This window comes from Streptomyces sp. NPDC054849 (assembly GCF_053610945.1).
In genome coordinates, this window is the sequence record NZ_JBSGZI010000002.1 from 46,315 (window position 1) to 62,420 (window position 16,106).

The window sequence follows — 16,106 nt, forward strand, 5'->3', positions numbered from 1 at the left end:
GCCATGCCAGATGGACAGGTAGTCGGTCGCGTAGCGATCCGCATCCTGCCGGACACGAGCAAGTTCAAGGAAGAGGCCCGCAAGGAGCTGGAGCAGGCCGAGAAGGGCCTGGAGGTCAAGGCCAAGGTCGTCCTCGACGCGGACGGCATCAAGGCCCAGGCCGAGAAGGTCCAGGCCCAGGCACAGCAGGCCCTGAAGGACATCAACCTCAAGGTCAACCTCGACAACGAGGACTCGGTCCGGGCGGCGATCGGCCGCATCCAGGGCGAGCTGAACAAGCTCGACGCGGCGGACATCCAGATCGACCTCAACGAGGACGACCTGACCGCCGGCCTCGACATGCTGCGCGAGCGCCTCTCCGAGATCCAGACGATCACCCTGCGGATCGACGAGTCCAGCCAGGACTCGATCAAGGCGGCCATCGCCAAGATCGACGCCGAGCTGGGCAAGCTCCGCGAGATCGAGATCGACGTCAAGGTCGACGAGGCCGAGCTGCTCGCCGTACGCGAGATGCTGAAGGGCGACCTTCGCCTGGAGCTGGAAGTCGACTACGGCGATGACGCCTCCCTGAAAGCAGCCATCGCGAAGATCGAAGGCGAGCTGGCCAAGCTCAGGACCGTGGACCTCGAAGTCGAACTCGACGAGGCATCACTGCGCCAGGCCCGCGCCGAACTCCAGTCGCGGCTCGACCTTCAGGCGGAGGTCAAGCTGAACTGGGACCTCGCGACGGCCCAGGCTGCGTACGACGAGATCCGCGAGCTGATGGACGACATCACCATCAACCCGAAGCTCGACGAGAAGGAAGTGGCCAAGCTCAAGCGTCAGCTCGAAGGTGCCTTCCAGCAGATGCAGGAGCTGAAGGCGAAGATCACTCCCGAGATGGACGCCCTGGCCAAGGCCAAGGTGGAACGGGAGATCGACGACCTCCAGGACAAGATCGACGGCCTGAAGGCCGAGATCGAGCCGGAGACCTCGAAGTCCGCCATCGCCGCGGTGGTGGCAACCATGGCCCGACTGGCGCGCGACCGCGTGGTGAACCTCTTCCCGAAGGTCTCCCTGTCGGCCGCCGCGACTGCCACGGCGATGCTCCAGGCCCTGTCCGGCGCCCGCGTCCTCGGCAACCTCTTCGAGAAGCTCGGCAACACCCTGAAGAACCTCGACAAGAACGTGCCGATCATCGGCACGCTGGCCACGGCCATCGCCGGCCTCGCCGGGTGGGGCCTGGCCGCGACGAGCAACCTCTTCGCCCTGTCTTCCTCGCTCGCGCAGATCGGAGCAACGTCCCTCGCCCTGCCCGGAATTCTCGGCGGCATGGCGATCGGCATCGGTGCCACCGTCGCCGCGTTCAAGGACTTCAACAAGGTCTTGCCCCAGGTGAAGGGGCAGCTCTCTCAGCTCCAAGACCTGATCAGCAAGAACTTCTGGGCCGAGGCCAAGAAGCCGATCAGGGAACTGATCGACACGCTCATACCCGAGCTGACGAGCGGGTTCGAGAAGACCTCCACCCAGCTCGGCCAGTTCTTCGGCGGCTTCGCCGACTCCCTCAAGACCAGCCTCGCGCCCGCGCTCGGCGGCATGTTCGACGACCTCTCCGCGTCGATCGACGAGGCCACGAAGGGCACCGGAGCCTTCGCCAACATCATCAAGGTGCTCGGCGAGGTCGGCGCTGGCTACCTCCCGAGGCTCGCCGCGTGGTTCGTGGACATCGCCAAGCGAGCGTCGAACTGGCTGAACATGAAGGGCGAGAGCGGCCTCAAGCAGGAGATCGACGAGGGCATCGAGGCCCTGAAGGATCTCGGCGGAATCCTGAAGGAGATGTTCGGCATCTTCGCCGGCATCTCCAACGCCGCCACCAAGGCCGGCGGCTCCACCTTGCAGATGGTCCGGGACACCCTCGCGGGAGTCCATGAGGCCGTAGACAGCAGTGGCGTGCAGGCCAAGATGACCAACCTGTTCAAGGCCGCGCACGACGCGATGAAGAACATGGCCACCGAAGGCGGCGCGCAGGTCAAGGCGTTCTTCGGCGAGTTCGCCGTACAGCTCGCGGTGCTCCTGCCGCAGGTCGGCACGATCCTCGGCACGGCCATGGGCGGCATCGCTGCCGCGCTGAACCAGCCCCATGTGTTCGTCGGCCTCTACGCCCTGTTCGACGGTATCCAGGCCGGCGTCGAAGGAGTGCTGCCCGTACTGGCCCCTCTGGGGCAGGCGCTCGGCGCAGTCCTGACGATCGTCGGCGCACTCGCCGCGCAGCTCGGCCCGCTCATCGCAGCCGCGCTGACTCCACTGGCCGCCGCGTTCACCGCGCTGACCCCGTCGATCCTGCCGATCATCGAGCTGCTCGGCGGCGCTCTCACCAGCGCCTTCCAGGTGCTCTCGCCGATCATCATGCAGCTCGTCCCGATCATCCAGGACGCGCTCGCCATGGCCTTCCAGGCCCTCGGGATCATCCTGCCGGTCATCGTCCAACTGTTCACGCAGATCCTGACGGCGGTCGCCCCGCTCGTCGCGGCCCTCATCGAGGGCCTGGCCCCGATCCTGCCGATCGTCGCCGAGTTCCTGGCTGGGATCGTCCAGGCGGCCATGCCGCTGGTCGACATCCTGATCAAGATCCTGACGGCCGCGATCCTCCCGCTGATTCCGGTGGTCAAGGAAGTCGCAGAGAAGATGCTGCCGCTCCTCAAGGACGCCTTCGATCGCCTGGTCCAGGCGCTCATGCCGTTCCTCGAAGCGATCAAGGCACTGATCGACTTCCTGATGCCGATCCTCGCCCCGATCATCTCGTTCATCGCCGAGCTGCTGATCGGCGTACTGGTCGCCGCGATCAACGGCGTCGCCCTGGTCCTCGAAGGACTGGTCGAGATCTTCAAGGGCGTCTGGATGATGATCCAGGGCTACTTCGAATTCTGGATCGGCCTGTTCGAGGGCATCTTCACCGGCGACTGGGACCGGTGTCTCAGCGGCCTGGAGAAGATGTGGGACGGCCTCTGGTTGTTCCTGAAGGGCCTGTGGGACACGATCCTCGGCGCCCTGATCACCTGGCTCTCTGTCGGCGTCCTCGGCGCAGTGAAGAAGGGCCTGACCTTCATCGGGAACGCCTTCAAGTCGGGCTGGCAGAAGGTTTCGCAGTTCGGCAAGGACGCCTGGAACTCGATCAGCTCGGGCTTCTCCTCGTTCTTCTCGAACCTGGGCACGAAGGCCATGGACGGGCTGCGCTCGATCGGCCGGTTCTTCTCCGACGGATGGAACTCGGTCTGGACGGCGACCAGGGAAGCGTTCAGCAAGCTGGTCACGACGATCGGTGAGTGGCTGCTCAAGGCCGTCACCGAAGTTCGGAAGCTGCCCACCAAGGCCAGGGAAGCACTGTCCAACCTCGGCTCGACACTGAAGAACGCCGGTATCGAGCTGATCAAGGGTTTCATCTCCGGCATCACCGGCATGTTCGGCGACGTCAAGAACGCCCTGGGTTCCCTGACGGACAAGCTCACGGACTGGAAGGGCCCCGAGTCCCTCGACCGCGTGCTGCTGGTGAACGCCGGCCAGCTCGTGATCAACGGATTCATCAAGGGTCTGGAGTCCCGGTACGACGCCGTCAAGCGGTCCCTGAAGGAGCTGACGAACGACGTCGCCGGCACTGAGTTCGGCGCCCCGTCGATCAGTGCGTTCGGCGCCTCGCGTGGCGTCACGGCCGCCATCTCCTCGGCACTCGCCGGGGCCGACTCGGGCGGCTCGACGAAGGTCCTCAACTACTACGCAGCACCGGGTTCCTCTCTCGGCTCCGAAGAGGATCTCTTCGCCGCTGCCAACCGAGCCCGGATGGGATGGTGATTCGGTCTTGCCGAAGCTCCTGCTGAGCAGCGGCGCAGACACGCTCGACCTCAACGAGATCGCGGACAAGGGCCTGGGCTTCCAGGCCAAGACGGGGGTGACAGGCTTCGGCCTGCCCCCCGTCGCCGTCCAGTGGCTCGAAGGGGCCGGCGACGGCGCTGTGTACCGACGTAGGCGAGTCCTGCCCAGGGACATCGACATCCCTATCGAGATCCTCGCGAGGAATCGCCGGGACCTCCAAGCGCACCTCTCCCGGCTGGCCCTGGCGCTGGCCGGGAGGTGCACCCTCACCCTCCAGAACGACGACGGCACCCGATGGGTGACAGACGTCTATCGGGTGGGTGGCGGCGAGTTCACGTACGGCGTGGAGACGATCGGCGAGACCGAGTTCGAGACGGTCGTGACCTTCCGAGCCCCGGACCCGTACTGGACGTCCTCGGTCACCGAGACGCGCCAGATCACGGGTGCCACCTCCGCCCCGTTCCTCTCCAGCCTCTCCAAGCTGACCGTCGCGGCCTCTCAGGCGATCGGCACGATCCAGCTCGACAACTCGGGTGACGCCGAGGCGTACCCGATCTGGAAGATCCACGGGCCGGGCAACACGTTCACAGCTGTCTCGCCCAGCGGCGATCGGCTGCGGTGGAACGGCACCCTGACCGCCGGCCAGGTGCTCACGATCGACACCAAGAAGGGCACGGTCACCGACCAGTCCGGCGCCAACCGCTACGACCAGCTCGACGCCGCGCCGCGCTTCTGGACGGTCCAGCCCGGCCTCTCTACGGCCGAGGCGTCACTGCTCGACATCTCGTCGGGCTCCCGGATCGTCTGCTCGTGGCAGCCGCGGAAGTGGATGGTGGTGTGAGTGCGACTGCAAGACATCACCGTCGAAGTGCGGGACAAGACGCTGACTCGGGTGGGCCTGGTCCGGCCCGAGGAGCTGGTCTTCGAGATGCAGGACACCTTCAACAACGTCGGGTCCTGGAAGCTCACCCTCGCGGCGGAGCACCCGCTTACGCCGCACCTGCGTACGCCTGGGGCCGGGATCATCGTGACCGGCCCCAGCTACACCCTGATGTCCGGACCGATGGTCAGGTTCGAGTCCGCCTCCACCCCTGAAGACCCCGGCGGCTCGGTCGTCTTCGATGGCGTGTCTGACGACGTGATCCTCTCCGACATGCTCGCCTTCCCTCAGCCGACCAACCCCAACGGGGCGACGCAGGCCCTCGCGCATGACGTCAGACAGGGTCCAGCAGAGAGCGTCATGCACTCGTTCGTCCGGGCCAACATCGGCCCGAGCGCACCGGTTGGACGGCGTAAGACGGCGCTCACGATGGGCGCTGACCTGGCCCGCGGCCCCCAGGTCGTGAAGTCGGCACGCTTCCCCGTGCTGGGCAACCTGCTGACCGAGGTCGCTCTGTTGGGCAACCTCGGTTTCCGCGTCATACAGCGTGGAACAGGGCTTGTCTTCGAGACCTACGAGGTGTTGGACAGGACCGACTTCATCCGGCTGGACGTGCTGAACGGCACCCTGTCTGGGCAGCGCGCGACCATCTCAGCCCCCGGCGTGACGCGCGCCATCGTGGCCGGCCAAGGAGAGCTGACCAACCGGCAGCTCCTTCAGATCGACTCGGCCACGAGCCTCGAAGCAGAGAACGACTGGGGGCGCCGCATCGAGCAGTGGGTCGACCAACGCAACACCGATAAGTGGGACGAGCTTCAGCAGGCTGGCGACGAGGTGATAGCCGACGCAGGCTTCACCGCCGTCGATGTCCAGCTCGTGCCCATGGAGGACTCGACCATGGCGTTCGGCAAGGACTGGGGTCTGGGCGACCGGGTCGCGGTCGTGGTGGACGGCCAGGAGCTGAAGTCCAACGTGACCGGACTCGCCCTGAAGGCCGGCTCCACCGGGTTCATGGTCGGCGCGGTCCTCGGCGACGCGACGGGGTTCAACCTCGACGTCGCACTGAACAAGCGGCTGTCCAGCGCCGAGAAGCGCGTCTCCCGACTGGAGCGCGCGGACGCGGGCTCGGGCGGCTCGGACATCATGTCGATCATGGGAGTTTGGTAGTGGCTACAACGCCGATGAACTTCTTCCGGGGCGCTGCCCCTACGGCGCTGACGACCGCCTACACCGTGCCCACATCCGGCATGGCGATCGTCACGAACATCGTCGCCGCGAACCCGAGCACTACGGCCGTTGGGTCGGTCGTCGTCAAGCTCGCCGGGGTGGACATCCTCCCGGCGGTCAGCCTGGCCGCGAAGGGCGTGCTCACCCTGGAGATCAACCAGGTGGTCGAGGAGAACGAAACGATCCAAGTACAAGGCAGTGGCGCGGTTTGCACGCTGCACGTCAGCGGAGTGGAGGTTGTGTAAGTGGGACTGAGCATCTACCCGGCACCGGAGGATTCCGGCGTCGTCGGACCTACCGGAGCCACCGGCCCGCAGGGACCGAAGGGTGACCCCGGCACGAACGGCACGAACGGTGCTCCGGGCGCTGCGGGCAGCAAGGTGCTCACCGGGACGACCGCGCCCACCTCGGGCGTCGGCGTGGACGGCGACATCTACATCCAGGACGACACCCGGACCTACCTCGGTATCACCAGCACCACGCTGACGCACTGGAAGAAGACGGCCGGCACCTGGGCTCAGGTCGGCACGGTAGGCGGCTCGAAGTGGTACACGAACAACACCTCGACGTCGAGCGCGGACACCAAGCCTGGCGACATGCTGCTCCGCACCGATACCGGTGACGTGTGGCAGCGCGGCGTGTCCGGCTGGGGCACCGCGATCATGAACCTGAAGGGCCCGAAGGGTGACCCCGGCACGAACGGCCTGGTCACCTCGGTCAACGGCAAGTCGGCCTCCAGCATCACGCTGACGGCGGCCGACGTGAACGCCATGCCGACGAGCGGCGGGACCTTCACCGGGGACTTCTCCCTCAACGGGGCGTCCGGCGCGTACCGGCAGTGGAGCCTCGACGTCGGCGGCGTGAAGCGCTGGACCTTCCAGAAGGATGACGTCGCCGAGGCTGGCGACGGGTCCGGCTCGAACTTCCGCCTCTCGTCCCGTAACGACGACGGCACGTTCAAGTCGACGATCATGTACGGCGACCGAGGGACCGGCCAGGTCGCCATCGGCACCACGTCCGCGCATGGCGACGCGAAGCTCACCGCGGCCGGCTCGATCGGCGCCAAGGACATAGCCACCGATCCGACCGGTCCAGCGACAGGTATCCACCTCTACTCGAAGGCCGGCAAGCCGTACATCCGCAAGGGTGACGGCACGGTCTTCGAGGTCGGTACAGGTGGCGACGGCCTGCCCTTGACCGGCGGAACCGTGACGGGCCCCGTGGTGATCCAGCCGACCAGCGGCCACCCCCTGACCGCGTACGGCAGCTCGGACGCGTCCACATATTTCCGCGTCACCGACGCCGGCCACCCGTACAGCAACAGTACGCGCGCCACCTTCTACAACGTGGGTGTCGGCGACACGACTTCACCGTTCGGTGGCGGCGTGCGCGTCCTCGGGATGCAGAACGCCTCCACGGTCCCGTCCACGAACCCCTCGAACGGCGTCGTCGCCTACGCCGAAGGCGGCGAGATGAAGGTCCGCCAAGGCGACGGTCGGATCGTCAACGTGGGCGGCGGCACCAGGAACTCTTGGACACCACAGTCCCTCGGCTTCCAGGCGTGGTCCCACGACCCGGCCACCATCCCCAACGCCTTCGACTGGAAGGCGTACATCGACTCGAACGGCGTGACACAGCGGAACGCTCTGAAGGCAGCCGTGATCGGCCGTATGTACCTGGCCGGCATCAACATCACAGAGCCGACCACCGTCAGCAAGGTCGTCGTCTTCGCTCGTGGATGGGGCGGGTCCACCATCCTGCCGAACACCCGCTTCTTCGCCGGCATCTACAACGAGGCTGGATCTCGGGTCGCCTGGACCGGAAGCACCGCGCTTGGCGGCACCGCTAACCCGGTGCCTGGTGCCGGACAGGAGCCGGGCACCCCAACCGACATCACCGACAACCACACGGGCGCCGTGCCGTTCAACCTGACCGCTTCCTACGTGATGCAGCCTGGTCGGTACTGGGCGGCCTTCCTGGTGTCGGCCGGCTCAGCCACGGACTTCTACTACCACTTCGTCGAGAACTGGGCAGTCTCCGCCCCGGCCAACTTCCACCTCCTGGGTACAGCGTTCATGCGCGCCGCGCACCTCAACAGTCAGACCTCGCTTCCTGCCTCGTTTACGAAGACGAGTGTGCTGACCAGCCACGACCCGATCGTCATGGCGCTCGCCTGACCCGCCCCATCCGCAAGGCCCCCGTGACTCGGTCCGGGGGCCTTTCCTTTTCCCAGGAAGGACCCCCCAGTGACCATCACTTCCTATCCCTTCGACGAGCAGCCGGTCAGCGAGGGCCAGTTCTCCTACCTTTTCCGTGAGCTTCAGTCCACGGGCGTCGCCGACCAGGTGGGCGGCTCTGGCTTCAACGTCTTCGGCGACAGCTCCGGTATGCAGGTCAAGGTCAGCGCCGGCTTCGCGCTGATCCGCGGCCATGCGGTCCAGTCGACAGCCACGGAGACCGTCACGATCGCCGCAGCCTCGACGAGTGTGCGCATCGACCGCGTGGTTCTGCGTCTCGACCCGGCCGCGAACTCCATCGTTCTCGCCGTAGTGCAAGGAACGCCCGGCGGTGGGGTGCCGGCCGTCACACAGACCGACACCGGCGTCTACGAGTTCCCACTGGCCCAGGTCAGTGTCGCCGTGGGCGCCGCAACGATCACGGCATCCGCCGTTACTGGTGAGCGACGGTTCATCGGCACCACCGTGGGCGGCTGGACGACCTCGACCCGCCCGACCTCTCCCCGCATCGGCCGGCTCGGGCTGAACACCTCGACCAACCAGTGGGAATACTGGACCGGCTCGGCGTGGGCTGCCCTCGCCCCCACCGTGACGTGGGCTTCGATCTCTGGCCGGCCGAACGAGTTCCCCCCGGATGTGCACACGCACGAGTGGACCGAGGTAAACAACAAGCCGACTGCCTTCAACCCCACGTCACACACCCACGACTGGGCCCAGGTCACAGGCAGGCCCACCACCTACCCCCCGAGCGCTCACTCCCACGACTGGCTCTCGATCACCTCGAAGCCGACCACGTTCACCCCGTCGTCCCACTCGCACGACTGGACCTCGATCAGCGGCAAGCCCAGCTCGTTCCCTCCGAGCGGCCACAGCCACGGCGAGTACCTGACGTCCGGCTCGACGATCGCCTGGGCCAACGGCTCCAAGCGCGTCCACGCCGACTCGGTCTCCGGGTCCGGCACCTACTACGCGGTGTGGGTACAGGGCGACGGCACGTTCGCGCGCAACACCAGCTCGATCAAGTTCAAGGAGAACGTCCGCGACTTCGAGGTCAAGGCGGACGACGTCCTGTCTCTCCGCCCCGTCATCTACGACCGCAAGACGCAGGTCGACGAGGACGGCACCGTGCGCGAGGGCGGCAAGGACGAGGTCGGCCTGATCGCCGAGGAGGTCGAGACTCACCTTCCCTGGCTGATCAACTACTTGAACGGCGAGGTCGACGGACTGCGCTACGACCTGCTAGGCGTCGCGCTGATCCCGGTCGTCCAGGACCAGGCCGCGAAGATCGCGAACCTGGAGGAGCGCCTGGCGGCCCTGGAGGGCGCGGCGTGACGACTCTCGCCATGGAGCCCACCGTGCAGGTCGCCCTCGTAACGGCCGGCGGCACCGTCATGGTCACCCTGCTCGGCATCGCCGCGGAGTTCCTCCGCCGCCAGAACAAGTCCCTCAGCGAGGTGCGCGAGCACGTCCAGGAGGCGCGCGACCAGGTGGCGAACACCCACTCGACGAATCTCCGCGACGACCTCGACTCCGTGATGTACCGGATCGACCGCGTCCTGGACGGCCAGACCCGCCACGACGAGGCCCTGCGCGAGCAGGCCGAGGACATCGCCGCCCTCCGCTCAGACATCGCGCACGAGCGCCGCGAACGCCTGGCGGTGTCCGAGCGACTCGACGACCACATGGCGGCCAACGCCGCCTGACCCGCCCCACTCCGAAGGCCCTGTCTCCCAGCGAGGCGGGGCCTTCGCCTTTTCCCCTGGAGGTACCCCCCTTGTCCGTCTCGATCGTCTCCCGCGCAGCTTGGGGCGCGAAGCCTTGGAACGGCACCCCGAACCACGTCGCGCTCAACCAGCGCACCGAGTTCTTCATCCACTACGACGGCGCGAACCACGTCACCGCGACCGGCAACGCTGTCCCGCAGGCCATCGACCGCCAGCACCAGGCGCAGGGCTGGGCGGGTATCGGCTACAGCTTTGTCATCGACCAGAACGGCACGATCTTCGAGGGCCGCGGCTGGACCGGCCAGGGAGCCCACTGCCCCGGTCACAACGTGTCCGGCTTCGGTGTCCAGATAGCCATCGGCGGTGACCAGAAGCCGAGCGACAAGGCGCTGGCCGCCGCGCGTGCGCTGTACGACGAGGCGTGCCGGAAGACCGGCCGGACCCTGGCGAAGAAGGGCCACCGGGACGGCATCGCGACCGCCTGTCCCGGCGGCCCGCTGTACGCCTGGGTCCAGGCCGGGATGCCTGCCCCGGCTGGTGCTCAGCCCGCACCTGCGCCGGCCCCGAGCAAGCCGGCCGCGAAGGTCGTCGACCTGTCCAACGTGGTGGCCGCCGCGAAGCGCGACCCCGGCGCCAAGCAGGGCGCAACCACGCACCCGGCGGACGTGAAGATCGTCGAGGCTGCCCTGAAGGCCGAGGGCCTGCTTTCCGCGGCCTACGCCTCGGACGGCTCCTTCGGCACGACCACGATCGCGGCCTACCGGAAGTGGCAGCAGAAGCTCGGCTACTCCGGTGCGGACGCGGACGGCATCCCCGGCCTGACCAGCCTGAAGAAGCTCGGCGCGAAGCGCGGCTTCTCCGTCAAGGCGTGAGCCCATGGCCAAGCACGGTAAGCCTGTCGCTCTGATCCTTCCGCTCCTGCCGAAGAAGGTGCAGCCCTACGCCAAGGCCGCTGTCGCCACGCTCGGCACGCTCGCCGGCCTGGCCTCCCTCTACCTCGCCGACGAGCCGAAGGTCGCGGTCGCCGTCCACGTGCTGACCGCCCTGGGTGTCTACGCCCAGCCCAACGGAGAGTCCGAGTAACACACGAACGCCCCCACTGACCGCTCTGGTCGGTGGGGGCGCTCTTGTCGTCTCAGCCCTGCTGTTCCCGCTTCTGCCGCTCGATCTCCTCCATGCTGGTGACGCGGGCCTTGCGTCGCCTGTCGGGCTTCCTCTCGGGCGCCGAGACGGCTCCCTTACGGGCCGCCGGCCGCCTGGTCGGAGACGACTGCGACGAGCGCTCTGACCTGGGAGAAGGCACCTCGTCGCCGCCACCCTGAGCGCGGGCGATCAGGTCTTCGATGGGCTTGGCGTCCTCGCCGCACAGGTCCAGCTCGAACGTCTCACCGTCGCGCATGATGGTGTACGTCGTGGCAGGCGTCACCTTGTCGATGTCGCAGGCGGTGACCTCGATCTTCATCCCCACTCCTCCGCTGCTTATGTGCTGCCTACCACTCTACCGCGCATGTGAAAGGTTGACAGACCCTCAGCTGTAATGGGAAGGTAAGACCAACACACCGACCGGATAACAGTTGCAGCACCCAGCAGACACGGGGAGACCATGGCTAAGAAGAAGATCGTCGACGAGGGTGAAGTCATCCGCTGGTTCGAGGAGGGCTGGACGTATCAGGACATGATCGACGAGTACAAGAGGAAGTACAACATCGACACCGTGTCCTCGACGTGGGGGAACTTCCGATACCGCAAGGGCCTGGCCAGGCGTATCGCGCGGAACGACGAGCTGATCCCGTGGGCGATGAAGAAGGAGCACCGGCAGCTCTACCCGGTGATCATGCTGCGGGCGGAGGCGCGGCGTCGCGCCGGCCTGGACATGGACGAGGACAAGACCAAGCGTCTGGAGTCCTGGAAGAACATGCTCGAAGAGGAGAACGCGGTCGTGCACTACGACCCCGACACTAAGGACGGGTTCTTCTATGTCCCGCGCGAGCCTGGCGACGACGACCTCATCCGCCGGCCGCAGGAGAAGACGACCCAGCGGCGCAACGCTGACGAGCGCTGACGGCGCGCTGACCTGCTAAGACCCCCTCGGGAAGAGGGGGTCTTTTTGTTATCTACGGACCGTCACCTTTTACTTGAGCGATACACGATCTCCGTTAGGTTTTAACCATCTTCAAATTCGAACTGCTTGACGAAGTCCTGCCGGATGTGCGACTATCCCGTTCCACAGTTCGTCTCACTAACACACCTGAAGGAGTTGAGAGTGCTTCGAGTCCTGGAGAGGGCCGACCTCGTGGCCGATGAGGGGCGCATCCGCGTCATCATCGATGCCGAGTCGGAGGACTACCGCATGATCACCGACCCGTACGACCATGACCCCGCGATCATGAAGGACGTCCTCGACTTCCTGGAGCAGTTCGGCCTGGAGATGATCGACCAGGACGAGTACGACGAGGAGTTCGACGAAGACGGGAACATCATCACGTTCCTGTGCGACCGCGAGCCTCGGGTGGCCGCGTGACGTTGAACCTGATCGAGATCCCGCAGAAGCCCGTCCACCCCAACCACTCGGTTCCTCGGGACGGTTGGGGCCGGCCGCTCGTCGTGCCGATGGCTGGCGGCAAGCCGAAGGGCTACACCCGCACCACGACCTTCATCGACTGCATCGAGGACAAGTCGGCCCTGATCGACTGGGGCAAGCGCATGGTCCTGGTCGGCGCCACCAAGCGCGCTGACCTGGTGGACAAGGCCCGCGGCCTGAACCCCGAGGACCCGGACGACAAGAAGACGCTCAACTTCCTGGCCGAGCAGGCGACTGACGCCTCCGGGGCCAACGACAAGCGCGAGCGCGGTACGCACCTGCACAACCTGTCTGAGCTGGTCGACGCGGGTCAGCAGCTCCCGCGTACGGCGTCGGCGCAGGACGTCGAGGACATGGGGGCCTACCTCATGGAGACGTCGGTGCTGACGGTCAAGGCCGTCGAGCAGTTCGTCGTGGTCGACGAGCTGGGGGTCGCCGGCACCTTCGACCGCATGGCCGAGTACGCAGGTGAAGACCCGCGCGGGGAGTTCATCTCCGACAACTTCATCTGTGACCTGAAGACGGGCTCGGTGGAGTACGGCGGTCTGAAGATGGCGGCGCAGCTCGCGTGCTACTCGCGCGGCGTGCTGTACGACCACACGCGCTTCCCGGTGGACGTCGACAGCAAGGCCGAGCTTGCTGCCTTCAAGAAGCGTGTGATAGAACAACAGGACGCAGCGGGGGCCTACCGGCCTCTGCCGCCCGTGAATCAGGACTGGGGCATCATCATCCACCTGCCGGCGGGCAAGGCGGAGTGCACCCTGTACTGGGTGGATCTGAACCTCGGCTGGGAGGCAGCGCAGTTGGCGCTGACGATCCGGGGGATGCGGTCGAAGTCGCGCAAGGCGATGATGCCGTTCGTGAGGCAGGCCACAGAGAAGCAACTTGCTTCGACCGGCTGAAAGTGTGATAGAGTGACTAAGTCACCGCGAGAGAGGAGCAACGGCGAGTGAGTGAATCGAGTCGGAGCATCACCGTCACCATCAAGTACGGCAAGTCGTATGACGATAGCTGGGCGGTCTTCAAGGGCCGGCCGGGAGAGGTCCGCGAGGACGTCATCGACTTCTTCGGGATGGAGCGTGATAGTCTGACAGGACTGACGCTATCAGACGTCGTCACCAACGCCACGAACATCGCCCACGGCAAGGGTTTGATCGCCACCCAGCTCGGTGCGACGGTCATCTCCGAGGAGCCCAGCCCCCCGGCCAAGCCGGCAGGTGACCCGTGGGCCAGCGTCGGCGGCTCGCAGCAGGCGGCTACGCCCGCGGCCCCCGAGCAGGACAAGAACGCCTGGATTCTCGGCGAGATCGAGAAGCAGACCAGCCGCGCCGAGCTGAAGAAGGTGTGGGCCGCGAACCAGTCCTTCTTCGCTGACCCGGCCGTGATGGACGCCTACAAGGCCAAGGGGAAGGCGCTGCCCGCGTGAGCAAGGTGACCATCGTTTCCACCGTGACCTACGCCCTGGAAGTCGATCTCCCCCTCGGGTTCCTGATCGACGAGAAGGTCTTCGCCGCGCAGCACTCGAAGGACGTCGTGAAGACCCTTCGGGAGAGCGCGCCTCCTGGACAGAAGGTGATCGACGCCCAGGCGTCCACCGTCGTCATCCCCGCCCGACCCTGGTGAAGCCCACCAAGGGCGAGGAAGTCGCCGTCATCGTCACCCTCGCGCTCGGCATCATCGCCAGCATCTGGCTCTGGACGTCCGCACCGTGCGGGCTCTGGACCTTCAGCAAGGTCGGCGACATGCCGGCCCGCTGCCTCACCAAGTAACCGAACACCGTTCACCGAATACAAGGAGATACGCCTAGTGGCTCTCAACCTTCTCGACATCCCCGTGCAGGCCGGCGGCTGGTTCAAGCCCGCTGACGTTCAGAGCGCCGTCGCCATCCTCCTGGAGGTCCACTCCTTCGAGCGCCAGCGTCCGACCCCGAACGGGCCGAAGGACTCCGTCCTCGCGGACGTCACCGTCTTCAAGGACCAGGGCCAGCTCGCGGCCGGCACCCCCGAGGTGACCAAGGGCACGCGCATCGAGCAGACGATCCTCGCCCGCGACCTGGAGACCATCGTCGGCGGCGCGACCATCGTGACCCTCGACCAGATCCCCCCGAAGAAGCCGGGCCAGCGTCCCGCGTGGGTGTGGCGTCCGCTCAACGACGCCGACGCCCGCACCAAGGTCGTCGCGTACGCCAACGCTCGTGAGGCCAAGGCGGAGGCGGCCGTGAACGACGCCCCCGACTTCGAGTGATCCTAGTGTGATAAACGTCCGGAACGAGACCAGGAAGGAGGGAGATGGCGGGCGGAAGCCCCGCTGAAAGGAGGTCCCGAGTGCGTCCAAGCTGGGACCAGTGGGCACTGTCGATCGCCGAGGCGGTCGCAACCCGCGCAGACTGCACCCGCGCCCAGGTCGGGGCGGTGCTGCTCAGTCGTCGTCATCGCGTGCTGAGCGTCGGTTACAACGGCCTTCCGGCCGGGCTCCCCGGCTGTAAGAGCGCAGGCAACTGCCCGCGAGGCCGGCTCTCCGCGGAGGAGTGCGAGCCGAACTCTGATTACTCGAACTGCCCGGCGGTCCACGCCGAGGCGAACGCCATCTTCCATGCAGACCCGCACGAGTTGCCCGGCGCCACCTTGTACGTGACGCGCCGCCCGTGCCCGGCCTGCACCACCCTCATCGCTTCCGCTGGCGTTCAGCGGGTCATCGTCCTCGGAGAGGAGTCCGGTACGTGCTCACCCCTGGTAGGTCTCTTTCGCTCCATGCGGAGTCGGGCCGTGAACTCCCTCGTATAGAGGCGTTCACTGACCTGTACGCCGCCGGGGTCCGCCCTCGTCATGGCGAGGTCGTGATGATCGCAGGCCGGTCAGGCACGCAGAAGTCGGGCTTCGCCCTGTTCTGGGTGGCGCAGATGAACTTGCCCACCCTCTACTTCTCGGCCGACATGAGCGCCTTCACGGCGTCCTCGCGGCTGGCGTCGATGGCGACCAGGGATACGACCGAGATGGTCGAGGCGGGCATGGCTGAGGGCGGGCGGTACCGCCAGGCGTACCTCGACGCGCTTGCCGACTCGAAGATCACCTTCTCCTTCGGGAGCCCGATCACCTGGCGGCAGATCGACGAGGAGATCGAGGCGTACATCGAGCTGTGGGACGCGTACCCCGAAGTGATCGTTTTCGACAACCTCATGGATTTCGAAAACGCGGAGTCGGACTACACCGAGCAGATGGCGGTGATGCAGGGCGCGACCGAGCTGGCCCGCGACACGGGCGCGACGGTCATCCTGCTGCACCACGCCAGTGACAAGGCGTGGGAGGCGAAGACGTCGCCCTGGAACCCGCCGAGCCGGGATCAGATCAAGGGCGGCCTCTCCGAGAAGCCCGAGCTGTCCCTGTCCGTCGCGCTCGACCCGACGTCGCTGGCGTACCACGTCGCGTGCGTCAAGCAGCGCATGGGCCCGTGCGATCCGACCGCACAGCGCTACACCACGATGATCTGCGAACCCGAATACACCCGCTTCCGCCGGGCGGAGCCGAGGCAGATCATCCAGGCCGCGAAGGCGGCCCCCCAAGAGGAGTGGTCCCCGACGAAGGTGCTCCTCGGTTCATGACCAGGTGTGATAG

General features: G+C 66.4%; 19 protein-coding genes. 18 read left to right on the forward strand and 1 reads right to left on the reverse strand.

Annotation, left to right across the window (positions count from 1 at the left end):
• The first annotated feature begins 3 nt into the window (after window positions 1-3).
• The 9 genes from ACWGIF_RS01515 to ACWGIF_RS01555 all read left to right on the forward strand — a co-directional run bounded on the left by ACWGIF_RS01515 (window position 4) and on the right by ACWGIF_RS01555 (window position 10,997).
• On the forward strand, window positions 4-3,825 hold the full coding sequence (locus tag ACWGIF_RS01515; RefSeq protein ID WP_453489314.1) for a hypothetical protein: 3,822 nt from the start codon (window positions 4-6) through the stop codon (window positions 3,823-3,825).
• A gap of 7 nt (window positions 3,826-3,832) precedes the next feature.
• Window positions 3,833-4,687, forward strand: a complete 855-nt coding sequence (locus ACWGIF_RS01520; protein WP_453489317.1) for a phage distal tail protein — start codon at window positions 3,833-3,835, stop codon at window positions 4,685-4,687.
• Window positions 4,688-5,893 carry a siphovirus ReqiPepy6 Gp37-like family protein gene (locus ACWGIF_RS01525; protein WP_453489320.1) on the forward strand — a complete coding sequence of 402 codons (1,206 nt, stop codon included), beginning with the start codon at window positions 4,688-4,690 and terminating at the stop codon, window positions 5,891-5,893.
• Window positions 5,893-6,198 carry a hypothetical protein gene (locus ACWGIF_RS01530; RefSeq protein WP_453489323.1) on the forward strand — a complete coding sequence of 102 codons (306 nt, stop codon included), beginning with the start codon at window positions 5,893-5,895 and terminating at the stop codon, window positions 6,196-6,198. The genes ACWGIF_RS01525 and ACWGIF_RS01530 overlap by 1 nt, the downstream gene beginning before the upstream one ends.
• On the forward strand, window positions 6,199-8,130 hold the full coding sequence (locus ACWGIF_RS01535; protein WP_453489326.1) for a hypothetical protein: 1,932 nt from the start codon (window positions 6,199-6,201) through the stop codon (window positions 8,128-8,130).
• 69 nt (window positions 8,131-8,199) lie between these two features.
• Window positions 8,200-9,522 (forward strand): tail fiber domain-containing protein, encoded by a 1,323-nt coding sequence (locus ACWGIF_RS01540; RefSeq protein WP_453489329.1) that lies wholly within the window; start codon window positions 8,200-8,202, stop codon window positions 9,520-9,522.
• On the forward strand, window positions 9,519-9,893 hold the full coding sequence (locus tag ACWGIF_RS01545) for a DUF2746 domain-containing protein (RefSeq protein WP_453489332.1): 375 nt from the start codon (window positions 9,519-9,521) through the stop codon (window positions 9,891-9,893). The genes ACWGIF_RS01540 and ACWGIF_RS01545 overlap by 4 nt, the downstream gene beginning before the upstream one ends.
• Window positions 9,894-9,964: 71 nt before the next feature.
• Window positions 9,965-10,786, forward strand: a complete 822-nt coding sequence (locus tag ACWGIF_RS01550; protein WP_453489335.1) for an N-acetylmuramoyl-L-alanine amidase — start codon at window positions 9,965-9,967, stop codon at window positions 10,784-10,786.
• A gap of 4 nt (window positions 10,787-10,790) precedes the next feature.
• On the forward strand, window positions 10,791-10,997 hold the full coding sequence (locus ACWGIF_RS01555) for a DUF7439 family protein (protein ID WP_453489338.1): 207 nt from the start codon (window positions 10,791-10,793) through the stop codon (window positions 10,995-10,997).
• A 52-nt stretch (window positions 10,998-11,049) separates the two neighbouring features.
• On the opposite strand, the gene ACWGIF_RS01560 is transcribed toward ACWGIF_RS01555, so the two are convergent.
• Entirely contained in the window at window positions 11,050-11,376 is a 327-nt protein-coding gene (locus ACWGIF_RS01560; protein ID WP_453489341.1) for a hypothetical protein, read from the reverse strand.
• Between the two features lie 141 nt (window positions 11,377-11,517).
• On the opposite strand from ACWGIF_RS01560, the gene ACWGIF_RS01565 reads away from it, so the two are divergent.
• From ACWGIF_RS01565 to ACWGIF_RS01605, 9 genes are all read left to right on the forward strand, one after another.
• Window positions 11,518-11,976 (forward strand): hypothetical protein, encoded by a 459-nt coding sequence (locus tag ACWGIF_RS01565; RefSeq protein ID WP_453489344.1) that lies wholly within the window; start codon window positions 11,518-11,520, stop codon window positions 11,974-11,976.
• A gap of 201 nt (window positions 11,977-12,177) precedes the next feature.
• Window positions 12,178-12,435, forward strand: a complete 258-nt coding sequence (locus ACWGIF_RS01570; RefSeq protein WP_453489346.1) for a hypothetical protein — start codon at window positions 12,178-12,180, stop codon at window positions 12,433-12,435.
• On the forward strand, window positions 12,432-13,397 hold the full coding sequence (locus tag ACWGIF_RS01575; RefSeq protein ID WP_453489349.1) for a hypothetical protein: 966 nt from the start codon (window positions 12,432-12,434) through the stop codon (window positions 13,395-13,397). The genes ACWGIF_RS01570 and ACWGIF_RS01575 overlap by 4 nt, the downstream gene beginning before the upstream one ends.
• Window positions 13,398-13,444: 47 nt before the next feature.
• Entirely contained in the window at window positions 13,445-13,921 is a 477-nt protein-coding gene (locus tag ACWGIF_RS01580; protein ID WP_453489352.1) for a hypothetical protein, read from the forward strand.
• The gene (locus ACWGIF_RS01585) at window positions 13,918-14,118 is read left to right on the forward strand and encodes a hypothetical protein (protein WP_453489355.1); all 201 of its coding nucleotides are present in this window, start codon (window positions 13,918-13,920) and stop codon (window positions 14,116-14,118) included. Before ACWGIF_RS01580 ends, ACWGIF_RS01585 begins: the two co-directional genes overlap by 4 nt.
• On the forward strand, window positions 14,115-14,264 hold the full coding sequence (locus ACWGIF_RS01590) for a hypothetical protein (RefSeq protein WP_388517594.1): 150 nt from the start codon (window positions 14,115-14,117) through the stop codon (window positions 14,262-14,264). The genes ACWGIF_RS01585 and ACWGIF_RS01590 overlap by 4 nt, the downstream gene beginning before the upstream one ends.
• Window positions 14,265-14,301: 37 nt before the next feature.
• Window positions 14,302-14,739 carry a hypothetical protein gene (locus tag ACWGIF_RS01595; RefSeq protein WP_453489358.1) on the forward strand — a complete coding sequence of 146 codons (438 nt, stop codon included), beginning with the start codon at window positions 14,302-14,304 and terminating at the stop codon, window positions 14,737-14,739.
• Window positions 14,740-14,783: 44 nt separating this feature from the next.
• Complete coding sequence (locus tag ACWGIF_RS01600; RefSeq protein ID WP_453489361.1) at window positions 14,784-15,278, forward strand: deoxycytidylate deaminase; 495 nt, start codon at window positions 14,784-14,786, stop codon at window positions 15,276-15,278.
• Window positions 15,215-16,093, forward strand: a complete 879-nt coding sequence (locus ACWGIF_RS01605) for an AAA family ATPase (protein WP_453489364.1) — start codon at window positions 15,215-15,217, stop codon at window positions 16,091-16,093. The genes ACWGIF_RS01600 and ACWGIF_RS01605 overlap by 64 nt, the downstream gene beginning before the upstream one ends.
• Window positions 16,094-16,106: the final 13 nt, after the last annotated feature.

What these genes read in the sequence shown, in the direction of transcription:
- ACWGIF_RS01515 (WP_453489314.1), top strand. Translation starts at nt 4, where the DNA reads ATGCCAGATGGACAGGTAGTCGGTCGCGTAGCGATCCGCATCCTGCCG.
- ACWGIF_RS01555 (WP_453489338.1), top strand. Translation starts at nt 10,791, where the DNA reads ATGGCCAAGCACGGTAAGCCTGTCGCTCTGATCCTTCCGCTCCTGCCG.
- ACWGIF_RS01560 (WP_453489341.1), bottom strand. Translation starts at nt 11,376, where the DNA reads ATGAAGATCGAGGTCACCGCCTGCGACATCGACAAGGTGACGCCTGCC.
- ACWGIF_RS01565 (WP_453489344.1), top strand. Translation starts at nt 11,518, where the DNA reads ATGGCTAAGAAGAAGATCGTCGACGAGGGTGAAGTCATCCGCTGGTTC.
- ACWGIF_RS01600 (WP_453489361.1), top strand. Translation starts at nt 14,784, where the DNA reads ATGGCGGGCGGAAGCCCCGCTGAAAGGAGGTCCCGAGTGCGTCCAAGC.